Raw genomic sequence first — 23,581 nt, forward strand, 5'->3', positions numbered from 1 at the left:
TGTTGCACCAGTATAGCTGGGCATAAGCCTATTCCATATCAGAGGAATGAAGTGAACCTGCTGACAAAACTTAAAGATACGATGATTTCCGTTGTTCCCCTCATGGTGATTGTATTGATTCTTCATTTTTTTGTATTTCCTTTGCCGAAAACCATACTTATGGACTTTCTCATCGGAGGTATCTTGCTGATTCTTGGTTTGTCTGTTTTTCTTCTTGGTGCCGAAATTGGAATGGTACCCATTGGACAGAAAGTAGGTTCTTCCTTGACAAGGAAAAGGAATCTTCCTCTTATACTTGTCATTGGATTTGTTGTTGGTTTTGCCCTTTCCGTTGCGGAGCCAGATATCCAAGTCCTTGCATCCCAGGTCACAGACGCCGATGCTTCCATTACTTGTACTTCTCTGATCATGATGATTTCTATCGGTGTGGGATTGTTTGTCTCGATGGCTTTTGCAAGAACTATTTTTCAGGTTCCGCTTAAATGGTTGTTTTCTGTTTTTTATGGTATTGTCTTTATCTTGACGGCAGTAGTGCGTCCTGAATTCGTGGGGATTGCTTTTGATGCCGGAGGTGCTACGACAGGTCCGATGACAGTTCCTTTTATCATGGCACTCGGACTTGGTGTAGCCTCTGTCAGGAGAAATGTATCTACTTCAAGCGTAGAGAATGATAGCTTCGGATTTGTAGGTGTTGCTTCTATCGGTCCAATTCTTGCCGTTTTGTTAATGGGACTGATTTCCGACGGTGCAGCGGGGACTACTTCACAAGCCGTCTCTGTCGAGGCATTTTCCACAGGAACTATCATTCAACATTTTCTGAGGTTGTTGCCTGGTATATCCAAAGAAGCACTGAAAGCATTGCTTCCGCTTTCCTTTATTCTCCTTGCGTTTCAAGTGACATTGCTCCATATGCCGAGGCACCAAGTGAAGAAGACCATCCTTGGCTTATTCTATACGTTTGTTGGATTGGTAGTATTCCTTGTCGGAACCAATGGTGGGTTTATGCCTGCAGGGAAGGCCTTGGGAGCAGGAATCGGTAACTTGGGTGACGGATGGGCTCTTTTTCCCATTGGATTGTTGTTCGGTGCAGTAGTAGTATGCGCCGAACCGGCTGTCTGGGTCCTGACCGATCAGGTTGAAGAGGTATCTGGAGGACACATCCGACGTCCCGTGATGCTGATTACACTTGCGATAGGAGTCGGTACAGCCGTTGCACTTTCGATGTTGCGGGTCGTCGCCGGCATAAACCTTGTGTGGTTTTTGCTTGCGGGATATGGCATCGCCTTGATTATGACCTTTTTTTGTCCTCCTTTATTTACAGCTATTGCATTTGATTCTGGTGGTGTAGCTACAGGACCGCTGTCTTCGACCTTTATCCTGTCGTTCGCTCTAGGAGCGTCAGCAGCTTTTGATGGCAATCCGACAACCGATGCGTTCGGCATACTTGCAATGATTGCGATGACGCCGTTGATTGCAATTCAGACGCTTGGTTTGATTTATAAGAAAAAGCAACATACAATGAAAAAGCTTAAGGACCGGCATAAGGCGCAAACAGCATCTGTGAGGGACAAAAGATGATAGACAGAAACGGAAATACAACTACGGTTTTTCGTCCTGGAAAACTATTGCTGACCATTATCGGAAGGCATCAGGGGGAACGTTTAGTCAACGCAGGAAGGGCCGCAGGGGCAATGGGAGGAACAATTCTGCTTGGGCGTGGTACCGCTACCAATCGAGTGCTTGCGGCGTTGGGTATAGGTGATACGGCCAAAGATGTTTTGCTTACGCTTCTTGATGATGGTCAGACTGAAGCTGTCAAATCTGCGCATATTTCGGCTGCAAAAGAAGATACTAGACACTTGACAGGCATAGGAATGTTGCTTGATGTCGCCGGAATTTTACGACAAAAGGAGCATGACGAAATGGAAAACCATGCCAATGAAAGGATGGGGGGAACAATGGAAACAAAATGGAAATTGATATCCGTCATTGTCAACCAGGGATATGCAGATGAAGCAATGGTTGCGGCGCGTAAAGCAGGAGCTGAGGGCGGGACAATCCTTACCGGAAGGGGCACAGGAACAGAAAAGGATGTGAAATTCTTCGGTATCAGTCTGGTACCGGAGAAAGAGCTGCTGCTGATCCTTTCTCAAAGCGAGAAGGTGGAACGGATATTGAATGCGATGCGCTGTGAGACATGTTTGCAGGAACCTGGAAGCGGAATTGTATTCTGTATGGCTGTAGAAGATTTTTTCCCTTTGGGAAAATAATGTCCGGAACTTTTCTGATTGTAATTGTCTTGTTTCTTGACATTCATTTTGAATGGGGCACATTGAAATTCATCTAAAAATATTGTAGAAATTGAACTTTTTGTTCTGGATGCAGTCAGAAGATCTGATACTGGGCTGATGTATGCAGGATAATGACGCTTTCTGTTTCGTTGACAAAAGATGTTCTGCTATCAGAGACAGAACAAAACGGGTGTTTTCTTGCCATGGTTCCATGGCTTGAGGTTATATCTGATTTTCTCTGGGGATTGCTGTTGTAAAATTTATATATAATATTGTCCGGCTTGTTTATCATTGTAATTTTGTGGGATAATATATATAATCAGTTTAGATTATCCCATAATAAGGAGCACCAATATGCATTTTATCCCACGTCAGGCAGAACAGACTTTAAAAAGGCTTGCAAATTCATTTCCGGCTGTATTGGTTGTAGGTGCACGTCAGACAGGAAAAACGACGTTGATCAGGAACTCAGCAGTTGCTTTATCTGCGAACTATGTAACATTTGATGATATTAATGAAATACAATCCGTTGCGGCCGATGCCAAGACATATCTCGAGTTCCATCGTTCCCCTGTTATCTTTGATGAGATACAGCATGTGCCGAATCTTTTTCCATACCTGAAAATGGAAATTGATGAAAACCGTCATCCCGGGATGTTTTTCTTGACAGGCAGCCAGCGTTTTTCAATGATGAAACATGTTACAGAAAGCCTTGCCGGACGTATTGGCATTTTGCAATTGCCTGGTATTTCTTTGAGAGAACGTTTGGCTGATACATGTACTGAACCCTTTGTACCGTCGAAACAATTCCTTGTTCGACGTACCGTTCCTGCCAGAATCGATTCGATCGGAACTTTATGGACGATGATCCAGAAAGGTTCTTATCCTGAAATCGTTACAGGAAATGTTCTGCCGGAAGATTTCTATGGTTCCTATCTGCAGACGTATATAGAACGGGATGTCCGACAGCTGACGCAGGTTGCTGATGAACTTCAGTTCAGTAACTTTGTCGTTGCTGTAGCTGCGCGGACTGGCCATTTGGTCAATTATGCAGATTTGGCACGCGATATTGGCATCAGTGAAGTAACTGCCAAGAAATGGCTTTCAATTCTTGTTACTTCGGGATTGGTATATTTGCTTCAGCCATATTCGGCAAATGTAGAGAAGCGGGTCGTAAAGACTCCGAAACTTTATTTCATGGACACTGGTCTTGCTGCGTTTCTAACGAAATGGCGTACGTCTGAAGTCTTGATGACGGGTGCAATGGCAGGGACTTATTTTGAGACTTTCGTCGTGACCGAGATTATAAAAAGTTATTTGAATGCAGGACAGATACCGCCGGTTTATTTCTATCGGGATAAGGATAAGATTGAAATAGATCTGCTTATAGAATCAGAAGGTACATTATACCCTGTGGAAATAAAAAAAACAGTAAGCCCTGCAAAAAAAGATATTGCTGCTTTTTCCATATTGTCACGTATCAGGAATGTAAACATAGGAACAGGAGCTGTTATCTGTCCCTGTACCAAGTTGGGTATCCTGAGCTCTGATGTGTATACGGTACCAGTTGATTATATCTGAATGCTGAGTATGTTTTTTTTGCAAGGATGCAATGTGAAAAGATCTTTATTCTGTGGGCAGGTGTTCTGGTGCTTGGTGTAACGGGTGATAGATCTTACGCAATTGCAATGAAGTTCAATAAAAACAGATATTGCTTCTGAAATTTTTTCTTATTATGTTTATATCATGGATTACATTTCTTTTTGAGGAGGGAAAAAATGGATACGGTTCTTGAAAACATACTGACGAGAACGAGCGTCAGGAGCTATACAGAAAAGAAAATTGATTCACAGACGCTTGAACTGTTGCTAAAAGCAGGAATGGCTGCTCCTTCTGCCATGAACAGGCAGCCCTGGCGCTTCATTCTAATTACGGAAAGGGCTGTCCTTGATTCTTTGGCAACCAGACTTCCATATGCAAAGATGGCAGCAGAGGCACAGGCGGGAATAGTAGTCTGTGGTGACATGGATGCAACAGGAGAGGGGGAAAAGGACCTTATGTGGGTTTCTGATTGTTCGGCAGCAACAGAGAACATCCTTCTGGCGGCACATGCTCTTGGACTGGGAGCTGTGTGGACAGCTGTATATCCTGTGAGAGACCGGATGGAGACTGTTGTTGATGTATTGCATCTGCCCTCCAAGATAGTTCCTCTTTGTTTTGTTCCTGTCGGATATCCGGTGGGTACGGAACGCGTAAAAGAAAAATTCAAGAAAGACAACATTCATTTGAATCGATGGTAAACATCGTCTGAATGCCTTTTCTTTGCTGTTTAAGCACTAAAGTAGCAGTTGAAAAGTGATGATGGAATCTGCAAAAAAAAGTTGTAATAAAATTTGTCTGAACTATTGACTAGAGTAGGGCAAATCTGCTATGTTGACCGAGCGCTTCGAGAGGAGCGCCTGAGAGCAGGAGGCCGGGGAAACCCGGGGACTGCAGGTCTTTTTTAGAAGAAGAGCGAAGGGGAGACGAGAAATGGAAGGAAGCCGACCGGCCGGGCGCGAGCCTGGCCGGGGGGGGCTCCCAGTCAATTCAAGGATGAGAGAACAGACAGATTGAAGAAGTCGGTCGTGAGTTCTTGGAGCGGCAGGAGAGGACGCCGGAAGAGATATCGAGCAGCGCGGGCTTCGGCCCGCGCGATATGATGACGGAGAGTTTGATCCTGGCTCAGAACGAACGCTGGCGGCGCGTTTTAAGCATGCAAGTCGAGCGGCAGGGGGGCTTCGGCCCCCCGAGAGCGGCGGACGGGTGAGTAACACGTGGACAACCTGCCCCCCGGAGCGGGATAGCCGGTGGAAACACCGGGTAATACCGCATGAGACGCGCGCGCCGGAAGGGTGCGGGCGGGAAAGGCGCCGAGGCGGCGCCGGGGGATGGGTCCGCGGCCCATTAGCTAGACGGCGGGGTAAAGGCCCACCGTGGCGACGATGGGTAGCCGGCCTGAGAGGGTGGACGGCCACATTGGGACTGAGACACGGCCCAGACTACTACGGTGGGCAGCAGCTAAGGATCTTCCGCAATGGGCGAAAGCCTGACGGAGCGACGCCGCGTGGACGATGGAGGCCGTGAGGTTGTAAAGTCCTTTTCGGGAGGGGGAACGACGCGGGCAGGGAATGGCCTGCGGATGACGTGAATCCCGGAATAAGCCCCGGCTAACTACGTGCCAGCAGCCGCGGTAACACGTAGGGGGCGAGCGTTGTTCGGAATCATTGGGCGTAAAGGGCGTGCAGGCGGCGCTGCAAGTCCGGCGTGAAAGGCCCCGGCCCAACCGGGGGGACGCGCTGGAAACTGCGGTGCTTGAGTACAGGAAGGGGCATCGGAATTCCGGGTGTAGGGGTGAAATCTGTAGATATCCGGAAGAACACCGGTGGCGAAGGCGGATGCCTGGCCATGTACTGACGCTGAGACGCGAAGGTGCGGGGAGCGAACAGGTTTAGATACCCTGGTAGTCCGCACAGTAAACGATGTGCACCAGGCGTCGGGCCCTGAGGGTCCGGTGCCGAAGCCAACGCGATGAGTGCACCGCCTGGGGAGTATGCCCGCAAGGGTGAAACTCAAAGGAATTGACGGGGGCCCGCACAAGCGGTGGAGCATGTGGTTTAATTCGATGATACGCGAGGAACCTTACCAGGGCTTGACATGCGTCCGGCGGGCCGGGAGACCGGCCTTCCCTTCGGGGCGGGCGCACAGGTGCTGCATGGCTGTCGTCAGCTCGTGCTGTGAAGTGTTGGGTTAAGTCCCGCAACGAGCGCAACCCCTGCCGCCAGTTGCCAGCAAGTTAAGTTGGGCACTCAGGCGGGACTGCCGGTGACAAACCGGAGGAAGGTGGGGACGACGTCAAGTCATCACGGCCCTTATGTCCTGGGCCACACACGTGCTACAATGGCCGGTACAGGGCGCAGCGAGGCCGCGAGGCGGAGCGAATCGCGCAAAGCCGGCCCCAGTACGGATCGGAGCCTGCAACCCGGCTCCGTGAAGTTGGAATCGCTAGTAATCGCGCATCAGCATGGCGCGGTGAATACGTTCCCGGGCCTTGTACACACCGCCCGTCACACCATCCGAGTCGGGGGTACCCGAAGTCGCCAGCCCAACCTGCGAGGGGGGGCGGTGCCTAAGGTATGCCCGGTGAGGGGGGTGAAGTCGTAACAAGGTAGCCGTACCGGAAGGTGCGGCTGGATCACCTCCTTTCTGGAAAGAAAGGCAGGGGCATGCCCCGCTCACAGGCGGCGTGCCCCGCAGCAAGGGTGGTCCTTTCCAGGGGGGCCCCCGGGGCTTCCTTCCGTTTCCCGTCTTCCCTGAGGCAGAGCCGGGGGCGTAGCTCAGGTGGTTAGAGCGCTTGCCTGATAAGCAAGAGGTCACAAGTTCAAGTCTTGTCAGTCCCATGTGTGATATTTGTTAATGTTTTTTTTGAATAGAGAGCGAAGGGACAGCAAGGGCAATATGGTCAAGCAATGAACAGGGTCCACGGAGGATGCCTGGGAGCCGTCAGGCGACGAAGGACGCGGCAAGCTGCGAAAAGCCGCGGGGAGGGGCAAGCACCCTATGATCCGCGGGTGTCCGAATGGGGTAACCCGGCAGGCGCTGAGCCTGCCGCCCGCACGTGAGGAAAGACAGCGTGCGGGAGCCATACGCCGGGAAATGAACCATCTGAGTACCGGCAGGAGAAGAAATCAAGCACGAGATTCCCCAAGTAGCGGCGAGCGAACGGGGAGGAGCCCAAACCGCGCGCCTTCGGGCACGCGGGGTTGTAGGCGCGCGCCTGGGGAGACCCGGGCAGTAAGAAACCCCCATGCCAGGCGAACGCACCTGGGAAGGGCGGCCGGAGCGGGTGAAAGCCCCGTAGCCGGCGGCATGGGGGCTGCCTTGGCGCGCAGCCTGAGTACGGCGGGGCACGAGAAACCCTGCCGGAAGCAGGGGGGACCACCCTCCAAGGCTGAATACTCGGCGGCTACCGATAGCGCACAGTACCGTGAGGGAAAGGTGAAAAGGACCCCGGGAGGGGAGTGAAAGAGAACCTGAAACCGTGGACCTGCAAGCGGTCAGAGCCCGAGAGGGTGATGGCGTGCCTTTTGTAGAATGAGCCTGCGAGTCGTCCTGTGCAGCGAGGTTAAGGGACAGGAGTCCCGGAGCCGTAGGGAAACCGAGCCTGAAGAGGGCGCGAGTTGCACGGGGCGGACCCGAAGCCAAGTGATCTAGCCATGGCCAGGCTGAAGCCGGAGTAAAATCCGGTGGAGGGCCGAACGTAAATCCGCTGAAAAGGGTTGCGATGAGCTGTGGCTCGGAGTGAAAGGCTAAACAAACTTGGAGATAGCTGGCACTCCCCGAAATAGCTTTAGGGCTAGCGTCGCGTGGACTGCACCGGAGGTAAAGCACCGGATAGATGCGGGCCCTTCACCGGGTACCAAGTTTAACCGAACTCTGAATGCCGGTGTACAATGCGCGGCAGTCAGACGGCGACTGATAAGGGCCGTCGTCGAGAGGGGAACAGCCCGGACCGCCGGCCAAGGTCCCCAAGGCGTGCCGAGTGGGAAAGGAAGTGTGACTGCACAGACAGCCAGGAGGTTGGCTCAGAAGCAGCCATTCCTCCAAGGAGTGCGTAACAGCTCACTGGTCGAGTAGTCACGCGCCGACAATCCAACGGGGCTAAGCACGCCGCCGAAGCCGCGGCACAGCGCCTTGTGCGCTGTGGGTAGGGGAGCATTCCGCGAACGGACGAAGCGGGCCCGGGAGGGTCCGTGGACGGGGCGGAAGAGAGGATGCAGGCATGAGTAACGGAAAGGGGGGTGAGATCCCCCCCCGCCGGAAGCCCGAGGTTTCCGGGGTAAAGGCAATCTGCCCGAGGGTCAGTCGGCCCCTAAGGCGAGGGCGAAGGCCGTAGCCGATGGGAAGCGGGTCAACATTCCCGCACCTCCCGGTGTTTCGACGGAGCGAAGCATGGGGCGGAGCACGGCAGGGCGACGGTAGTCCCTGTCCGGAAGGCGGGCCTATGACGGCCGGGAGGCAAACCCCCCGGCCCAGGTGAGCCGGCGGCGAGCCGCCGCAATGGCGGCGAAGCGTGCCGAGCCGCGGTGCCGAGAAACAGCTTCTAAGGCAAGGCACCGGGAGACCGTACCGCAGACCGACACAGGTGGGCGAGCTGAGAATGCGAAGGCGTACGGACGAACTCACGCTAAGGAACTCGGCAAAATGCATACGTAACCTAGGGAGAAGTATGGCTCCCCGCAGGGGGAGCCGCAGAGAAATGGCCCATGCGACTGTTTACCAAAAACACAGGTCCATGCGAACCGGCGACGGGAAGTATATGGACTGACACCTGCCCGGTACTGGAAGGTCAAGGGGAGCCGTCAGCCTTCGGGCGAAGCGGCGAACCCAAGCCCCAGCAAACGGCGGCCGTAACTATAACGGTCCTAAGGTAGCGAAATTCCTTGTCGGGTAAGTTCCGACCCGCACGAATGGTGTAACGACATGGGCGCTGTCTCGGCGTGAGGTCCGGTGAAATTGAAGTCCAGGTGAAGATGCCTGGTACTCGTGGTTAGACGGAAAGACCCCGTGAACCTTTACTCCAACCCGGCATTGGGGGCTGGGCAGGGATGTGTAGGATAGGTGGGAGGCAAGGATGCCCGGGCGTCAGCCTGGGCGGAGCCGCCGGTGAAATACCACCCTTCCCTTTCCAGCCTCCTCACCCGCGCCGTGAACCGGCGCGGGGACCGTGCCAGGCGGGGAGTTTGACTGGGGCGGTCGCCTCCGAAAGCGTAACGGAGGCGCGCGAAGGTCGCCTTGGGATGGTCGGGAATCATCCTGCAAGTGCAAGGGCACAAGGCGGCTTGACTGCGAGGCGTACAGGCCGAGCAGGTACGAAAGTAGGTCCTAGTGATCTGGCGGCAGCGAGTGGAAGCGCCGTCACTTAACGGATAAAAGGTACTCCGGGGATAACAGGCTGATCTTGCCCAAGAGTTCATATCGACGGCAAGGTTTGGCACCTCGATGTCGGCTCATCGCATCCTGGGGCTGGAGCAGGTCCCAAGGGTTTGGCTGTTCGCCAATCAAAGCGGTACGCGAGCTGGGTTCAGAACGTCGTGAGACAGTTCGGTCCCTATCTGCCACGAGCGTAGGAAGTCTGGGGGGAGCTGCCTTCAGTACGAGAGGACCGAGGTGGACGGACCTCTGGTGTACCGGTTGTCGCGCCAGCGGCAGGTGCCGGGTAGCCACGTCCGGAAGGGATAACCGCTGAAAGCATCTAAGCGGGAAGCCCGCCCCGAGATGAGACTTCCCATCCCCCCCTGTGGGGGACTGAAGGAACCAGGGAGAATACCTGGTCGATAGGCCGGGGGTGGAAGCGCGGCGACGCGTGCAGCCCACCGGTACTAATCAGCCGTGAGGCTTGACCATATTGTCGTTGCGGTCCCCCGCAGGGCCAAGGCCGGGTGTACCAGGGACTCTCCTGGTGCCCCTGGGCGTTGGCCGGGTCCGGTGGCGATGGCGGGGCGGGCACACCCGTTCCCATCCCGAACACGGAAGTTAAGCGCCCCTGCGCCGATGGTACTGCCTTCTGGCGGGAGAGTAGGCAGCCGCCGGACCCCTTTCTTTTTCCTTTCCATGGCCCTTCGGGTCTTTTTTTTTGCCCTTTCGGGTATACCTGTTGGTTGTAAATAAAAAATTACTGAGCTGTATCCTACTCTGAAATGCAACGATTTTACAGGCAGTTCATCAATTTTGTTTGGTGTGCAGGATAATGTTATTGTAATATGGGTTGACCTTAGCTTTATACAGCTACATCTTTCAATATGGACAAAAAGACCTATGCTTTTATTGGTTCAATTTTCGGGTCTGTATGATTTCTTTGTTCTGGCAAATAGCTTCCTTCCATTTCTTTCTGATAGGCTATTTTTGCATGACTATTCTCGAAAGATTTTCTCCTTTCTTCCTCAATCCAGTGTATAGTGAAATTGATGACAGAATATTCTTTAGAAAAACTGACTGTTTGCTTGTTGTAATTGTTTAAGGGACGTTGTGTTTGGGATGGTCTGGAAAGATTTCCTTTTCCATCATCAATCAGGGCTATTGGACATTCTGAAAATGCTGTTGCACCAGCATAGCTGGGCATAAGCCTATTCCATATCAGAGGAATGAAGTGAACCTGCTGACAAAACTTAAAGATACGGTGATTTCCGTTGTTCCCCTCATGATGATTGTATTGATTCTTCATTTTTTTGTATTTCCTTTGCCGAAAACCATACTTATGGACTTTCTCATCGGAGGTATCTTGCTGATTCTTGGTTTGTCTGTTTTTCTTCTTGGTGCCGAAATTGGAATGGTACCCATTGGACAGAAAGTAGGTTCTTCCTTGACAAGGAAAAGGAATCTTCCTCTTATACTTGTCATTGGATTTGTTGTTGGTTTTGCCCTTTCCGTTGCGGAGCCAGATATCCAAGTCCTTGCATCCCAGGTCGCAGACGCCGATGCTTCCATTACTTGTACTTCTCTGATCATGATGATTTCTATCGGTGTGGGATTGTTTGTCTCGATGGCTTTTGCAAGAACTATTTTTCAGGTTCCGCTTAAATGGTTGTTTTCTGTTTTTTATGGTATTGTCTTTATCTTGACGGCAGTAGTGCGTCCTGAATTCGTGGGGATTGCCTTTGATGCCGGAGGTGCTACGACAGGTCCGATGACAGTTCCTTTTATCATGGCACTCGGACTTGGCGTAGCCTCTGTCAGGAGAAATGTATCTATTTCAAGCGTAGAGAATGATAGCTTCGGATTTGTAGGTGTTGCTTCTATCGGTCCAATTCTTGCCGTTTTGTTAATGGGACTGATTTCGGACGGTGCAGCGGGGACTACTTCGCAAGCCGTCTCTGTCGAGGCATTTTCCACAGGAACTATCATTCAACATTTTCTGGGGTTGTTGCCTGGTATATCCAAAGAAGCACTGAAAGCATTGCTTCCGCTTTCCTTTATTCTCCTTGCGTTTCAAGTGACATTGCTCCATATGCCGAGGCACCAAGTGAAGAAGACCATCCTTGGCTTATTCTATACGTTTGTTGGATTGGTAGTATTCCTTGTCGGAACCAATGGTGGGTTTATGCCTGCAGGGAAGGTCTTGGGAGCAGAAATCGGTAACTTGGGTGACGGATGGGCTCTTTTTCCCATTGGATTGTTGTTCGGTGCAGTAGTAGTATGCGCCGAACCGGCTGTCTGGGTCCTGACCGATCAGGTTGAAGAGGTATCTGGAGGACACATCCGACGTCCCCTGATGCTGATTGCACTTGCGATAGGAGTCGGTACAGCCGTTGCGCTTTCGATGTTGCGGGTCGTCGCCGGCATAAACCTTGTGTGGTTTTTGCTTGCGGGATATGGCATCGCCTTGATTATGACTTTTTTTTGTCCTCCTTTATTTACAGCTATTGCATTTGATTCTGGTGGTGTAGCTACAGGACCGCTGTCTTCGACCTTTATCCTGTCGTTCGCTCTAGGAGCGTCAGTAGCTTTTGATGGCAATCCGACAACCGATGCGTTCGGCATACTTGCAATGATTGCGATGACACCGTTGATTGCAATTCAGACGCTTGGTTTGATTTATAAGAAAAAGCAACATACAATGAAAAAGCTTAAGGACCGGCATAAGGCGCAAACAGCATCTGTGAGGGACAAAATATGATAGACAGAAACGGAAATACAACTACGGTTTTTCGTCCTGGAAAACTATTGCTGACCATTATCGGAAGGCATCAGGGGGAACGTTTAGTCAACGCAGGAAGGGCCGCAGGGGCAATGGGAGGAACAATTCTGCTTGGGCGTGGTACCGCTACCAATCGAGTGCTTGCGGCGTTGGGTATAGGTGATACGGCCAAAGATGTTTTGCTTACGCTTCTTGATGATGGCCAGACTGAAGCTGTCAAATCTGCGCATATTTCGGCTGCAAAAAAAGATACTAGACACTTGTCAGGCATAGGGATGTTGCTTGATGTCGCCGGAATTTTACGACAAAAGGAGTATGACGAAATGGAAAACCATGCCAATGAAAGGATGGGGGGAACAATGGAAACAAAATGGAAATTGATATCCGTCATTGTCAACCAGGGATATGCAGATGAAGCAATGGTTGCGGCGCGTAAAGCAGGAGCTGAGGGCGGGACAATCCTTACCGGAAGGGGCACAGGAACAGAAAAGGATGTGAAATTCTTCGGTATCAGTCTGGTACCGGAGAAAGAGCTGCTGCTGATCCTTTCTCAAAGCGAGAAGGTGGAACGGATATTGAATGCGATGCGCTGTGAGACATGTTTGCAGGAACCTGGAAGCGGAATTGTATTCTGTATGGCTGTAGAAGATTTTTTCCCTTTGGGAAAATAATGTCCGGAACTTTTCTGATTGCAATTGTCTTGTTTCTTGACATTCATTTTGAATGGGGCACATTGAAATTCATCTAAAAATATTGTAGCAATTGAACTTTTTGTTCTGGATGCAGTCAGAAGATCTGATACTGGGCTGATGTATGCAGGATAATGACGCTTTCTGTTTCGTTGACAAAAGATGTTCTGCTATCAGAGACAGAACAAAACGGGTGTTTTCTTGCCATGGTTCCATGGCTTGAGGTTATATCTGATTTTCTCTGGGGATTGCTGTTGTAAAATTTATATATAATATTGTCCGGCTTGTTTATCATTGTAATTTTGTGGGATAATATATATAATCAGTTTAGATTATCCCATAATAAGGAGCACCAATATGCATTTTATCCCACGTCAGGCAGAACAGACTTTAAAAAGGCTTGCAAATTCATTTCCTGCTGTATTGGTTGTAGGTGCACGTCAGACAGGAAAAACGACGTTGATCAGGAACTCAGCAGTTGCTTTATCTGCGAACTATGTAACATTTGATGATATTAATGAAATACAATCCGTTGCGGCCGATGCCAAGACATATCTCGAGTTCCATCGTTCCCCTGTTATCTTTGATGAGATACAGCATGTGCCGAATCTTTTTCCATACCTGAAAATGGAAATTGATGAAAACCGTCATCCCGGGATGTTTTTCTTGACAGGCAGCCAGCGTTTTTCAATGATGAAACATGTTACAGAAAGCCTTGCCGGACGTATTGGCATTTTGCAATTGCCTGGTATTTCTTTGAGAGAACGTTTGGCTGATACATGTACTGAACCCTTTGTACCGTCGAAACAATTCCTTGTTCGACGTACCGTTCCTGCCAGAATCGATTCGATCGGAACTTTATGGACGATGATCCAGAAAGGTTCTTATCCTGAAATCGTTACAGGAAATGTTCTGCCGGAAGATTTCTATGGTTCCTATCTGCAGACGTATATAGAACGGGATGTCCGACAGCTGACGCAGGTTGCTGATGAACTTCAGTTCAGTAACTTTGTCGTTGCTGTAGCTGCGCGGACTGGCCATTTGGTCAATTATGCAGATTTGGCACGCGATATTGGCATCAGTGAAGTAACTGCCAAGAAATGGCTTTCAATTCTTGTTACTTCGGGATTGGTATATTTGCTTCAGCCATATTCGGCAAATGTAGAGAAGCGGGTCGTAAAGACTCCGAAACTTTATTTCATGGACACTGGTCTTGCTGCGTTTCTAACGAAATGGCGTACGTCTGAAGTCTTGATGACGGGTGCAATGGCAGGGACTTATTTTGAGACTTTCGTCGTGACCGAGATTATAAAAAGTTATTTGAATGCAGGACAGATACCGCCGGTTTATTTCTATCGGGATAAGGATAAGATTGAAATAGATCTGCTTATAGAATCAGAAGGTACATTATACCCTGTGGAAATAAAAAAAACAGTAAGCCCTGCAAAAAAAGATATTGCTGCTTTTTCCATATTGTCACGTATCAGGAATGTGAACATAGGAACAGGAGCTGTTATCTGTCCCTGTACCAAGTTGGGTATCCTGAGCTCTGATGTGTATACGGTACCAGTTGATTATATCTGAATGCTGAGTATGTTTTTTTTGCAAGGATGCAATGTGAAAAGGTCTTTATTCTGTGAGCAGGTGTTCTGGTGCTTGGTGTAACGGGTGATAGATCTTATGCAATTGCAATGAAGTTCAATAAAAACAGATATTGCTTCTGAAATTTTTTCTTATTATGTTTATATCATGGATTACATTTCTTTTTGAGGAGGGAAAAAATGGATACGGTTCTTGAAAACATACTGACGAGAACGAGCGTCAGGAGCTATACAGAAAAGAAAATTGATTCACAGACGCTTGAACTGTTGCTAAAAGCAGGAATGGCTGCTCCTTCTGCCATGAACAGGCAGCCCTGGCGCTTCATTTTAATTACGGAAAGGGCTGTCCTTGATTCTTTGGCAACCAGACTTCCATATGCAAAGATGGCAGCAGAAGCACAGGCGGGAATAGTAGTCTGTGGTGACATGGATGCAACAGGAGAGGGGGAAAAGGACCTTATGTGGGTTTCTGATTGTTCCGCAGCGACAGAGAACATCCTTCTGGCGGCACATGCTCTTGGACTGGGAGCTGTGTGGACAGCTGTATATCCTGTGAGAGACCGGATGGAGACTGTTGTTGATGTATTGCATCTGCCCTCCAAGATAGTTCCTCTTTGTTTTGTTCCTGTCGGATATCCGGTGGGTACGGAACGCGTAAAAGAAAAATTCAAGAAAGACAACATTCATTTGAATCGATGGTAAACATCGTCTGAATGCCTTTTCTTTGCTGTTTAAGCACTAAAGTAGCAGTTGAAAAGTGATGATGGAGTCTGCAAAAAAAAGTTGTAATAAAATTTGTCTGAACTATTGACTAGAGTAGGGCAAATCTGCTATGTTGACCGAGCGCTTCGAGAGGAGCGCCTGAGAGCAGGAGGCCGGGGAGACCCGGGGACTGCAGGTCTTTTTTAGAAGAAGAGCGAAGGGGAGACGAGAAATGGAAGGAAGCCGACCGGCCGGGCGCGAGCCCGGCCGGGGGGGGCTCCCGAGTCAATTCAAGGATGAGAGAACAGACAGATTGAAGAAGTCGGTCGTGAGTTCTTGGAGCGGCAGGAGAGGACGCCGGAAATGATATCGAGCAGCGCGGGCTTCGGCCCGCGCGATATGATGACGGAGAGTTTGATCCTGGCTCAGAACGAACGCTGGCGGCGCGTTTTAAGCATGCAAGTCGAGCGGCAGGGGGGCTTCGGCCCCCCGAGAGCGGCGGACGGGTGAGTAACACGTGGACAACCTGCCCCCCGGAGCGGGATAGCCGGTGGAAACACCGGGTAATACCGCATGAGACGCCAGGGCCGGAAGGGCCCCGGCGGGAAAGGCGCCGAGGCGGCGCCGGGGGATGGGTCCGCGGCCCATTAGCTAGACGGCGGGGTAAAGGCCCACCGTGGCGACGATGGGTAGCCGGCCTGAGAGGGTGGACGGCCACATTGGGACTGAGACACGGCCCAGACTACTACGGTGGGCAGCAGCTAAGGATCTTCCGCAATGGGCGAAAGCCTGACGGAGCGACGCCGCGTGGACGATGGAGGCCGTGAGGTTGTAAAGTCCTTTTCGGGAGGGGGAACGACGCCGGCAGGGAATGGCCGGCGGATGACGTGAATCCCGGAAGAAGCCCCGGCTAACTACGTGCCAGCAGCCGCGGTAACACGTAGGGGGCGAGCGTTGTTCGGAATCATTGGGCGTAAAGGGCGTGCAGGCGGCGCTGCAAGTCCGGCGTGAAAGGCCCCGGCCCAACCGGGGGGACGCGCTGGAAACTGCGGTGCTTGAGTACAGGAAGGGGCATCGGAATTCCGGGTGTAGGGGTGAAATCTGTAGATATCCGGAAGAACACCGGTGGCGAAGGCGGATGCCTGGCCATGTACTGACGCTGAGACGCGAAGGTGCGGGGAGCGAACAGGTTTAGATACCCTGGTAGTCCGCACAGTAAACGATGTGCACCAGGCGTCGGGCCCTGAGGGTCCGGTGCCGAAGCCAACGCGATGAGTGCACCGCCTGGGGAGTATGCCCGCAAGGGTGAAACTCAAAGGAATTGACGGGGGCCCGCACAAGCGGTGGAGCATGTGGTTTAATTCGATGATACGCGAGGAACCTTACCAGGGCTTGACATGCGTCCGGCGGGCCGGGAGACCGGCCTTCCCTTCGGGGCGGGCGCACAGGTGCTGCATGGCTGTCGTCAGCTCGTGCTGTGAAGTGTTGGGTTAAGTCCCGCAACGAGCGCAACCCCTGCCGCCAGTTGCCAGCAAGTGAAGTTGGGCACTCAGGCGGGACTGCCGGTGACAAACCGGAGGAAGGTGGGGACGACGTCAAGTCATCACGGCCCTTATGTCCTGGGCCACACACGTGCTACAATGGCCGGTACAGGGCGCAGCGAGGCCGCGAGGCGGAGCGAATCGCGCAAAGCCGGCCCCAGTACGGATCGGAGCCTGCAACCCGGCTCCGTGAAGTTGGAATCGCTAGTAATCGCGCATCAGCATGGCGCGGTGAATACGTTCCCGGGCCTTGTACACACCGCCCGTCACACCATCCGAGTCGGGGGTACCCGAAGTCGCCGGTCCAACCTGCAAGGGGGGGCGGTGCCTAAGGTATGCCCGGTGAGGGGGGTGAAGTCGTAACAAGGTAGCCGTACCGGAAGGTGCGGCTGGATCACCTCCTTTCTGCAAAGAAAGGCAGGGGGCATGCCCCGCTCACAGGCGGCGTGCCCCGGAACATATGGTGGTCCTTTTCCAGGGGGTCCCCCGGGGCTTCCTTCCGTTTCCCGTCTTCCCTGAGGCAGAGCCGGGGGCATGGCTCAGCTGGCTAGAGCATCGGCTTTGCAAGCCGAGGGTCGGGGGTTCGAGTCCCCCTGCCTCCAGTGGGATGAAGGTTTTTTTGACATAGAGAGCGAAGGGACAGCAAGGGCAATATGGTCAAGCAATGAACAGGGTCCACGGAGGATGCCTGGGAGCCGTCAGGCGACGAAGGACGCGGCAAGCTGCGAAAAGCCGCGGGGAGGGGCAAGCACCCTATGATCCGCGGGTGTCCGAATGGGGTAACCCGGCAGGCGCTGAGCCTGCCGCCCGCACGTGAGGAAAGACAGCGTGCGGGAGCCATACGCCGGGAAATGAACCATCTGAGTACCGGCAGGAGAAGAAATCAAGCACGAGATTCCCCAAGTAGCGGCGAGCGAACGGGGAGGAGCCCAAACCGCGCGCCTTCGGGCACGCGGGGTTGTAGGCGCGCGCCTGGGGAGACCCGGGCAGTAAGAAACCCCCATGCCAGGCGAACGCACCTGGGAAGGGCGGCCGGAGCGGGTGAAAGCCCCGTAGCCGGCGGCATGGGGGCTGCCTTGGCGCGCAGCCTGAGTACGGCGGGGCACGAGGAAACCCTGCCGGAAGCAGGGGGGACCACCCTCCAAGGCTGAATACTCGGCGGCTACCGATAGCGCACAGTACCGTGAGGGAAAGGTGAAAAGGACCCCGGGAGGGGAGTGAAAGAGAACCTGAAACCGTGGACCTGCAAGCGGTCAGAGCCCGAGAGGGTGATGGCGTGCCTTTTGTAGAATGAGCCTGCGAGTCGCCCTGTGCAGCGAGGTTAAGGGACAGGAGTCCCGGAGCCGGAGGGAAACCGAGCCTGAAGAGGGCGCGAGTTGCACGGGGCGGACCCGAAGCCAAGTGATCTAGCCATGGCCAGGCTGAAGCCGGAGTAAAGTCCGGTGGAGGGCCGAACGTAAATCCGCTGAAAAGGGTTGCGATGAGCTGTGGCTCGGAGTGAAAGGCTAAACAAACTTGGAGATAGCTGGCACTCCCCGAAATAGCTTTAGGGCTAGCGTCGCGTGGACTGCACCGGAGGTAAAGCACCGGATAGATGCGGGCCCTTCACCGGGTACCAAGTTTAACCGAACTCTGAATGCCGGTGTACAATGCGCGGCAGTCAGACGGCGACTGATAAGGGCCGTCGTCGAGAGGGGAACAGCCCGGACCGCCGGCCAAGGTCCCCAAGGCGTGCCGAGTGGGAAAGGAAGTGTGACTGCACAGACAGCCAGGAGGTTGGCTCAGAAGCAGCCATTCCTCCAAGGAGTGCGTAACAGCTCACTGGTCGAGTAGTCACGCGCCGACAATCCAACGGGGCTAAGCACGCCGCCGAAGCCGCGGCACAGCGCCTTGTGCGCTGTGGGTAGGGGAGCATTCCGCGAACGGACGAAGCGGGCCCGGGAGGGTCCGTGGACGGGGCGGAAGAGAGGATGCAGGCATGAGTAACGGAAAGGGGGGTGAGATCCCCCCCCGCCGGAAGCCCGAGGTTTCCGGGGTAAAGGCAATCTGCCCGAGGGTCAGTCGGCCCCTAAGGCGAGGGCGAAGGCCGTAGCCGATGGGAAGCGGGTCAACATTCCCGCACCTCCCGGTGTTTCGACGGAGCGAAGCATGGGGCGGAGCACGGCAGGGCGACGGTAGTCCCTGTCCGGAAGGCGGGCCTATGACGGCCGGGAGGCAAACCCCCCGGCCCAGGTGAGCCGGCGGCGAGCCGCCGCAATGGCGGCGAAGCGTGCCGAGCCGCGGTGCCGAGAAACAGCTTCTAAGGCAAGGCACCGGGAGACCGTACCGCAGACCGACACAGGTGGGCGAGCTGAGAATGCGAAGGCGTACGGACGAACTCACGCTAAGGAACTCGGCAAAATGCATACGTAACCTAGGGAGAAGTATGGCTCCCCGCAGGGGGAGCCGCAGAGAAATGGCCCATGCGACTGTTTACCAAAAACACAGGTCCATGCGAACCGGCGACGGGAAGTATATGGACTGACACCTGCCCGGTACTGGAAGGTCAAGGGGAGCCGTCAGCCTTCGGGCGAAGCGGCGAACCCAAGCCCCAGCAAACGGCGGCCGTAACTATAACGGTCCTAAGGTAGCGAAATTCCTTGTCGGGTAAGTTCCGACCCGCACGAATGGTGTAACGACATGGGCGCTGTCTCGGCGTGAGGTCCGGTGAAATTGAAGTCCAGGTGAAGATGCCTGGTACTCGTGGTTAGACGGAAAGACCCCGTGAACCTTTACTCCAACCCGGCATTGGGGGCTGGGCAGGGATGTGTAGGATAGGTGGGAGGCAAGGATGCCCGGGCGTCAGCCTGGGCGGAGCCGCCGGTGAAATACCACCCTTCCCTTTCCAGCCTCCTCACCCGCGCCGTGAACCGGCGCGGGGACCGTGCCAGGCGGGGAGTTTGACTGGGGCGGTCGCCTCCGAAAGCGTAACGGAGGCGCGCGAAGGTCGCCTTGGGATGGTCGGGAATCATCCTGCAAGTGCAAGGGCACAAGGCGGCTTGACTGCGAGGCGTACAGGCCGAGCAGGTACGAAAGTAGGTCCTAGTGATCTGGCGGCAGCGAGTGGAAGCGCCGTCACTTAACGGATAAAAGGTACTCCGGGGATAACAGGCTGATCTTGCCCAAGAGTTCATATCGACGGCAAGGTTTGGCACCTCGATGTCGGCTCATCGCATCCTGGGGCTGGAGCAGGTCCCAAGGGTTTGGCTGTTCGCCAATCAAAGCGGTACGCGAGCTGGGTTCAGAACGTCGTGAGACAGTTCGGTCCCTATCTGCCACGAGCGTAGGAAGTCTGGGGGGAGCTGCCTTCAGTACGAGAGGACCGAGGTGGACGGACCTCTGGTGTACCGGTTGTCGCGCCAGCGGCAGGTGCCGGGTAGCCACGTCCGGAAGGGATAACCGCTGAAAGCATCTAAGCGGGAAGCCCGCCCCGAGATGAGACTTCCCATCCCCCCCTGTGGGGGACTGAAGGAACCAGGGAGAATACCTGGTCGATAGGCCGGGGGTGGAAGCGCGGCGACGCGTGCAGCCCACCGGTACTAATCAGCCGTGAGGCTTGACCATATTGTCGTTGCGGTCCCCCGCAGGGCCAAGGCCGGGTGTACCAGGGACTCTCCTGGTGCCCCTGGGCGTTGGCCGGGTCCGGTGGCGATGGCGGGGCGGGCACACCCGTTCCCATCCCGAACACGGAAGTTAAGCGCCCCTGCGCCGATGGTACTGCCTTCTGGCGGGAGAGTAGGCAGCCGCCGGACCCCTTTCTTTTTCCCTCCTTTTCGTAAGTTTTGGAGGGGCTTAGACCTGATTTGACATAGCTATGTCAAACATGGCGTAAGTTTACTTGGTAGCAATGGCAGAGTGGATACACCCGTTCCCATCCCGAACACGGAAGTTAAGCACTCTCACGTCGATGGTACTGCCTTCGGGCGGGAGAGTAGATAGCTGCCAAGTTTTTTTTTGCTTTTCGCAGACGCTTTCCGCATACTGCTTGTTCATTTCATGAAACTGCATTAAGATAGTAACCCGATAAACAACTAGGAGTTACCATGCAGATATCCTTGCATAACCTGAAGCGAATTTATGGAGATTTACACGCTGTAGATGGTGTGTCTCTTGAAATTCCAAGCAACACGGTCTTTGGAATCATCGGGAAAAGTGGTGCCGGTAAATCTACCTTGGTCCGATTGATAAGTATGCTGGAACGCCCTGATGAAGGTCAGGTATACTATGATGCAAGGCGTGTAGACGATTTACCTAAACAGCAACTGCTGTCCCAACGGCGTCATATCGGTATGATATTTCAGAATTTCAATTTATTTTCTTCACGGACGGCTGGTGGAAATATTGCCTATCCTATGGAAATCCAAGGAATGGGCAAGGAAAGGATTCGTGCCCGAGTCAAGGAACTGTTGGAATTGGTTGAACTCTCAGGAAGGGAAGATGCACCGATAAGTACCCTTTCCGGCGGGCAAAAGCAGCGGATTGCCATTGCCAGGGCACTTTCCATAAATCCAGATATATTGTTTTGTGATGAGGCGACCAGTGCCCTTGACCCTCAGACTACCCATTCAATATTGCAGCTGATCAAGGACATACAGCAAAAAATGTCCCTTACTGTCGTGATGATTACCCATCAGATGGAAGTAGTACGGGATGCCTGTGAAAAAGTTGCTGTCCTGGACAATGGCAAAGTTGTGGAACTTGGAGACGTCGTTGATATTTTTTCCAATCCGAAAACCGAAGTTACTAAAGATTTCCTTGCCCATCTTTCCAACAATCAGCAAGATTTGATCCGATGGGGAGAAGGCGGAGCTTTTACGCTTCGTTTCCAAGGAAAACTTACAGATGAACCGGTACTTTCAAGAATAACAAAAAAAGTTGATGTTGCATTCAATATACTTGCAGGTGGCGTACAGAATGTCGGCAGTAGCCATGTCGGCACCATGATCTGTGATATTGAGGGAAGTACGGAGAATGTCCACAAGGCTGTTGAAGCACTGCGGAAAGAAGGAATCATCGTAGAGGAGGAAAAGAAATGAGCGAACTATGGATGCTTGTATGGACAGCTACATGGGAAACCTTTGGTCATGGTTTTCTTTTCTACTCTTTTTTCTCTTGTGATTGGTCTTCCTTTGGGTGTCTTGCTTTGCATTACTGCTCCAGAGCAACAGGGAGGCATTATTCCGCATGCCATACTCAACAATGTATTGGGACGGATTGTAAATGTACTCCGTTCCTTTCCTTTCATAATATTGATGATTCTGCTTTTTCCTCTTTCCCGTCTTATTTTGGGGACTTCAATCGGGACAAGAGCTGCAATCGTACCTTTGAGCATTGCTGCTGCTCCTTTCGTTGCCCGTGTCATTGAGTCTGCCCTCAAAGAAGTTGACCCGGGCATGGTGCAGGCTGCAAAAGCCATGGGATCGACAAATATGCAGATTATTGTCAAGGTCTTGTTGCCTGAAGCAATGCCGTCGTTGGTCGCCGGCATTACGCTTACCATTATCAATCTGATAGGCTATTCAGCTATGGCCGGAGCCATCGGGGCAGGCGGTTTGGGTGATTTGGCAATCCGCTATGGCTACCAGCGGTTCCGTGCCGATGTCCTGTTGGTCTCGGTCATTGTCATTTTGGTGATGGTTGAAGCCTGCCAAGTAGTCGGAGATTATCTGGTAGCTCGGTTGATGGCGAAAAGATAGAATTTTTAGGTACCTTGCTGACATGTGCAGCAAGCGTACCAAGGATGATATCCATGTAAAAACAAGGCGATTTAAAGAAAAGGGATACGTTACTTTGCCATTTCTTTTTGTCAGATGTGCTCGGAACGACAAAAGTTTGTAGCATTGAGGTCTTGCATATTATTACAAATCTCGCTAAATTCGAAATAACCTATTGGTAGAGGAGGACAGCTATGGTTTTCTATGTAGACGATACATTGATGTGCACCCTGTCTCTTCTTATGATGCCCGTTTGGGCATAAACTTATTCATATACCATAGGAATCAATTCTGTTCCAGATAAAAACAAAAATATTCACATGATGTGAGGAGGATGCCGGCAGAGCGGGTAGTACTGCCTTTTGTCGGTCTCGATACAACTGTTTCCCCTTGGGGAGAATCAACATGTTAGGAGAGAAAAATGAAGAAAAGTGTGGTTGCCATTGTAGTGGCATTGTTTGCCAGTGCAGCCTTGTTTGCCAATGGTGCGGCAGAAACCAGCCCTTCTGCTGCTGGTGCAACGACTGGACCTACGGAGCTTAAGGTCGGTGCGACGCCATTGCCGCATGCTGCATTGTTGAATTTGGTCAAGGACCAGCTGGCTCAGGAAGGAGTCAACCTGAAAGTCATTGAATTTACTGATTATGTTACGCCGAACGAAGCTTTGGCAAGTGGAGAGCTGGATGCAAATTATTTCCAGCATTTGCCGTATCTTGAGACTTATAACAGGGAACATGGGACAAACCTTGTCAGTGCAGGAGGTATTCATATTGAGCCGCTTGCTCTTTATTCGAAGAAATTCAAATCTCTTGATACCCTTCCTGACGGGGCAAGTATTGCAATTCCCAATGATCCTACCAATGAAGGCAGGGCTTTGCTGCTTCTGCAGAGTGCCGGTTTGGTCAAGCTCAAGGACAACGCAGGATTGGAAGCAACTCCGTTTGATATAGCAACTAATCCGAAGAAACTGAAATTTCAAGGAAATTGAAGCAGCTTCTTTACCCAGGGTATTGCCTGATGTCGATGCTGCAGTCATCAACGGAAATTATGCAATTCCTGCAGGTTTGGTGGCAACCCGTGATGGTTTGTACGTAGAAGGTGCTGACAGTCCATATGTCAATGTTGTAGCCGTACAGAAAGGCCATGAAAAAGACCCCGCCATCGTCAAGCTTGTAGCAGCGCTTCACAGCCAGATTGTAGTTGATTGGGTAGCCAAACAATATCCGAACGGTGAAGTCGTACTGGTCAAGTAGCAAATCTGTCATGTT

11 protein-coding genes, 2 tRNA genes, 7 rRNA genes and 1 pseudogene are annotated in these 23,581 nt (G+C 52.4%); 20 read left to right on the forward strand and 1 reads right to left on the reverse strand.

All coding sequences use genetic code 11. The features are described from left to right. Positions 1–51 precede the first annotated feature (51 nt). The 8 genes from LKE40_10030 to rrf (LKE40_10065) all read left to right on the forward strand — a co-directional run bounded on the left by LKE40_10030 (position 52) and on the right by rrf (LKE40_10065) (position 9,925). Entirely contained in the window at positions 52–1,578 is a 1,527-nt protein-coding gene (locus LKE40_10030) for a DUF1538 domain-containing protein (GenBank protein ID MCH3917776.1), read from the forward strand. Further along, positions 1,575–2,270 (forward strand): P-II family nitrogen regulator, encoded by a 696-nt coding sequence (locus tag LKE40_10035; GenBank protein ID MCH3917777.1) that lies wholly within the window; start codon positions 1,575–1,577, stop codon positions 2,268–2,270. The genes LKE40_10030 and LKE40_10035 overlap by 4 nt, the downstream gene beginning before the upstream one ends. 375 nt (positions 2,271–2,645) lie before the next feature. Then, positions 2,646–3,872 carry an ATP-binding protein gene (locus tag LKE40_10040; protein MCH3917778.1) on the forward strand — a complete coding sequence of 409 codons (1,227 nt, stop codon included), beginning with the start codon at positions 2,646–2,648 and terminating at the stop codon, positions 3,870–3,872. A gap of 197 nt (positions 3,873–4,069) precedes the next feature. Beyond that, positions 4,070–4,591 carry a nitroreductase family protein gene (locus tag LKE40_10045; GenBank protein ID MCH3917779.1) on the forward strand — a complete coding sequence of 174 codons (522 nt, stop codon included), beginning with the start codon at positions 4,070–4,072 and terminating at the stop codon, positions 4,589–4,591. Between the two features lie 401 nt (positions 4,592–4,992). Beyond that, positions 4,993–6,536: ribosomal RNA gene (locus tag LKE40_10050) — 16S ribosomal RNA — on the forward strand. 121 nt (positions 6,537–6,657) lie between these two features. Continuing rightward, positions 6,658–6,730 (forward strand) — tRNA-Ile (locus LKE40_10055). Positions 6,731–6,790: 60 nt separating this feature from the next. Continuing rightward, positions 6,791–9,737 (forward strand): 23S ribosomal RNA (locus tag LKE40_10060). A 77-nt stretch (positions 9,738–9,814) separates the two neighbouring features. Next, positions 9,815–9,925, forward strand: a 5S ribosomal RNA gene (rrf, locus tag LKE40_10065). The 16S, 23S and 5S rRNA genes sit together here with 1 tRNA gene alongside, the layout of an rRNA operon. Positions 9,926–10,146: 221 nt before the next feature. Here the strand turns inward: rrf (LKE40_10065) and LKE40_10070 are convergent. Continuing rightward, complete coding sequence (locus LKE40_10070) at positions 10,147–10,554, reverse strand: hypothetical protein (GenBank protein ID MCH3917780.1); 408 nt, start codon at positions 10,552–10,554, stop codon at positions 10,147–10,149. A gap of 33 nt (positions 10,555–10,587) precedes the next feature. On the opposite strand from LKE40_10070, the gene LKE40_10075 reads away from it, so the two are divergent. The 12 genes and pseudogenes from LKE40_10075 to LKE40_10130 all read left to right on the forward strand — a co-directional run bounded on the left by LKE40_10075 (position 10,588) and on the right by LKE40_10130 (position 23,566). Then, on the forward strand, positions 10,588–12,006 hold the full coding sequence (locus LKE40_10075; GenBank protein MCH3917781.1) for a DUF1538 domain-containing protein: 1,419 nt from the start codon (positions 10,588–10,590) through the stop codon (positions 12,004–12,006). After that, entirely contained in the window at positions 12,003–12,698 is a 696-nt protein-coding gene (locus LKE40_10080) for a P-II family nitrogen regulator (protein MCH3917782.1), read from the forward strand. The genes LKE40_10075 and LKE40_10080 overlap by 4 nt, the downstream gene beginning before the upstream one ends. Positions 12,699–13,073: 375 nt before the next feature. Beyond that, entirely contained in the window at positions 13,074–14,300 is a 1,227-nt protein-coding gene (locus tag LKE40_10085; protein ID MCH3917783.1) for an ATP-binding protein, read from the forward strand. Positions 14,301–14,497: 197 nt separating this feature from the next. Next, complete coding sequence (locus LKE40_10090) at positions 14,498–15,019, forward strand: nitroreductase family protein (protein MCH3917784.1); 522 nt, start codon at positions 14,498–14,500, stop codon at positions 15,017–15,019. A 402-nt stretch (positions 15,020–15,421) separates the two neighbouring features. After that, positions 15,422–16,965: ribosomal RNA gene (locus LKE40_10095) — 16S ribosomal RNA — on the forward strand. Positions 16,966–17,088: 123 nt separating this feature from the next. Continuing rightward, positions 17,089–17,162 (forward strand) — tRNA-Ala (locus LKE40_10100). A gap of 53 nt (positions 17,163–17,215) precedes the next feature. Next, positions 17,216–20,163, forward strand: a 23S ribosomal RNA gene (locus LKE40_10105). Positions 20,164–20,240: 77 nt separating this feature from the next. Then, a 5S ribosomal RNA gene (rrf, locus tag LKE40_10110) occupies positions 20,241–20,351 on the forward strand. Between the two features lie 85 nt (positions 20,352–20,436). After that, positions 20,437–20,547: ribosomal RNA gene (gene rrf / locus LKE40_10115) — 5S ribosomal RNA — on the forward strand. Between the two features lie 95 nt (positions 20,548–20,642). Further along, positions 20,643–21,635 carry a methionine ABC transporter ATP-binding protein gene (locus LKE40_10120; protein MCH3917785.1) on the forward strand — a complete coding sequence of 331 codons (993 nt, stop codon included), beginning with the start codon at positions 20,643–20,645 and terminating at the stop codon, positions 21,633–21,635. 15 nt (positions 21,636–21,650) lie between these two features. Next, a complete protein-coding gene (locus LKE40_10125; protein ID MCH3917786.1) occupies positions 21,651–22,295 on the forward strand; it encodes an ABC transporter permease in 645 nt (214 codons plus the stop codon). A gap of 439 nt (positions 22,296–22,734) precedes the next feature. After that, positions 22,735–23,566, forward strand: a pseudogene (locus tag LKE40_10130) (MetQ/NlpA family ABC transporter substrate-binding protein). Positions 23,567–23,581: the final 15 nt, after the last annotated feature.

It is taken from the genome of Spirochaetia bacterium (assembly GCA_022482625.1).
In the GTDB taxonomy this organism is placed as follows: domain Bacteria; phylum Spirochaetota; class Spirochaetia; order Sphaerochaetales; family Sphaerochaetaceae; genus Pleomorphochaeta.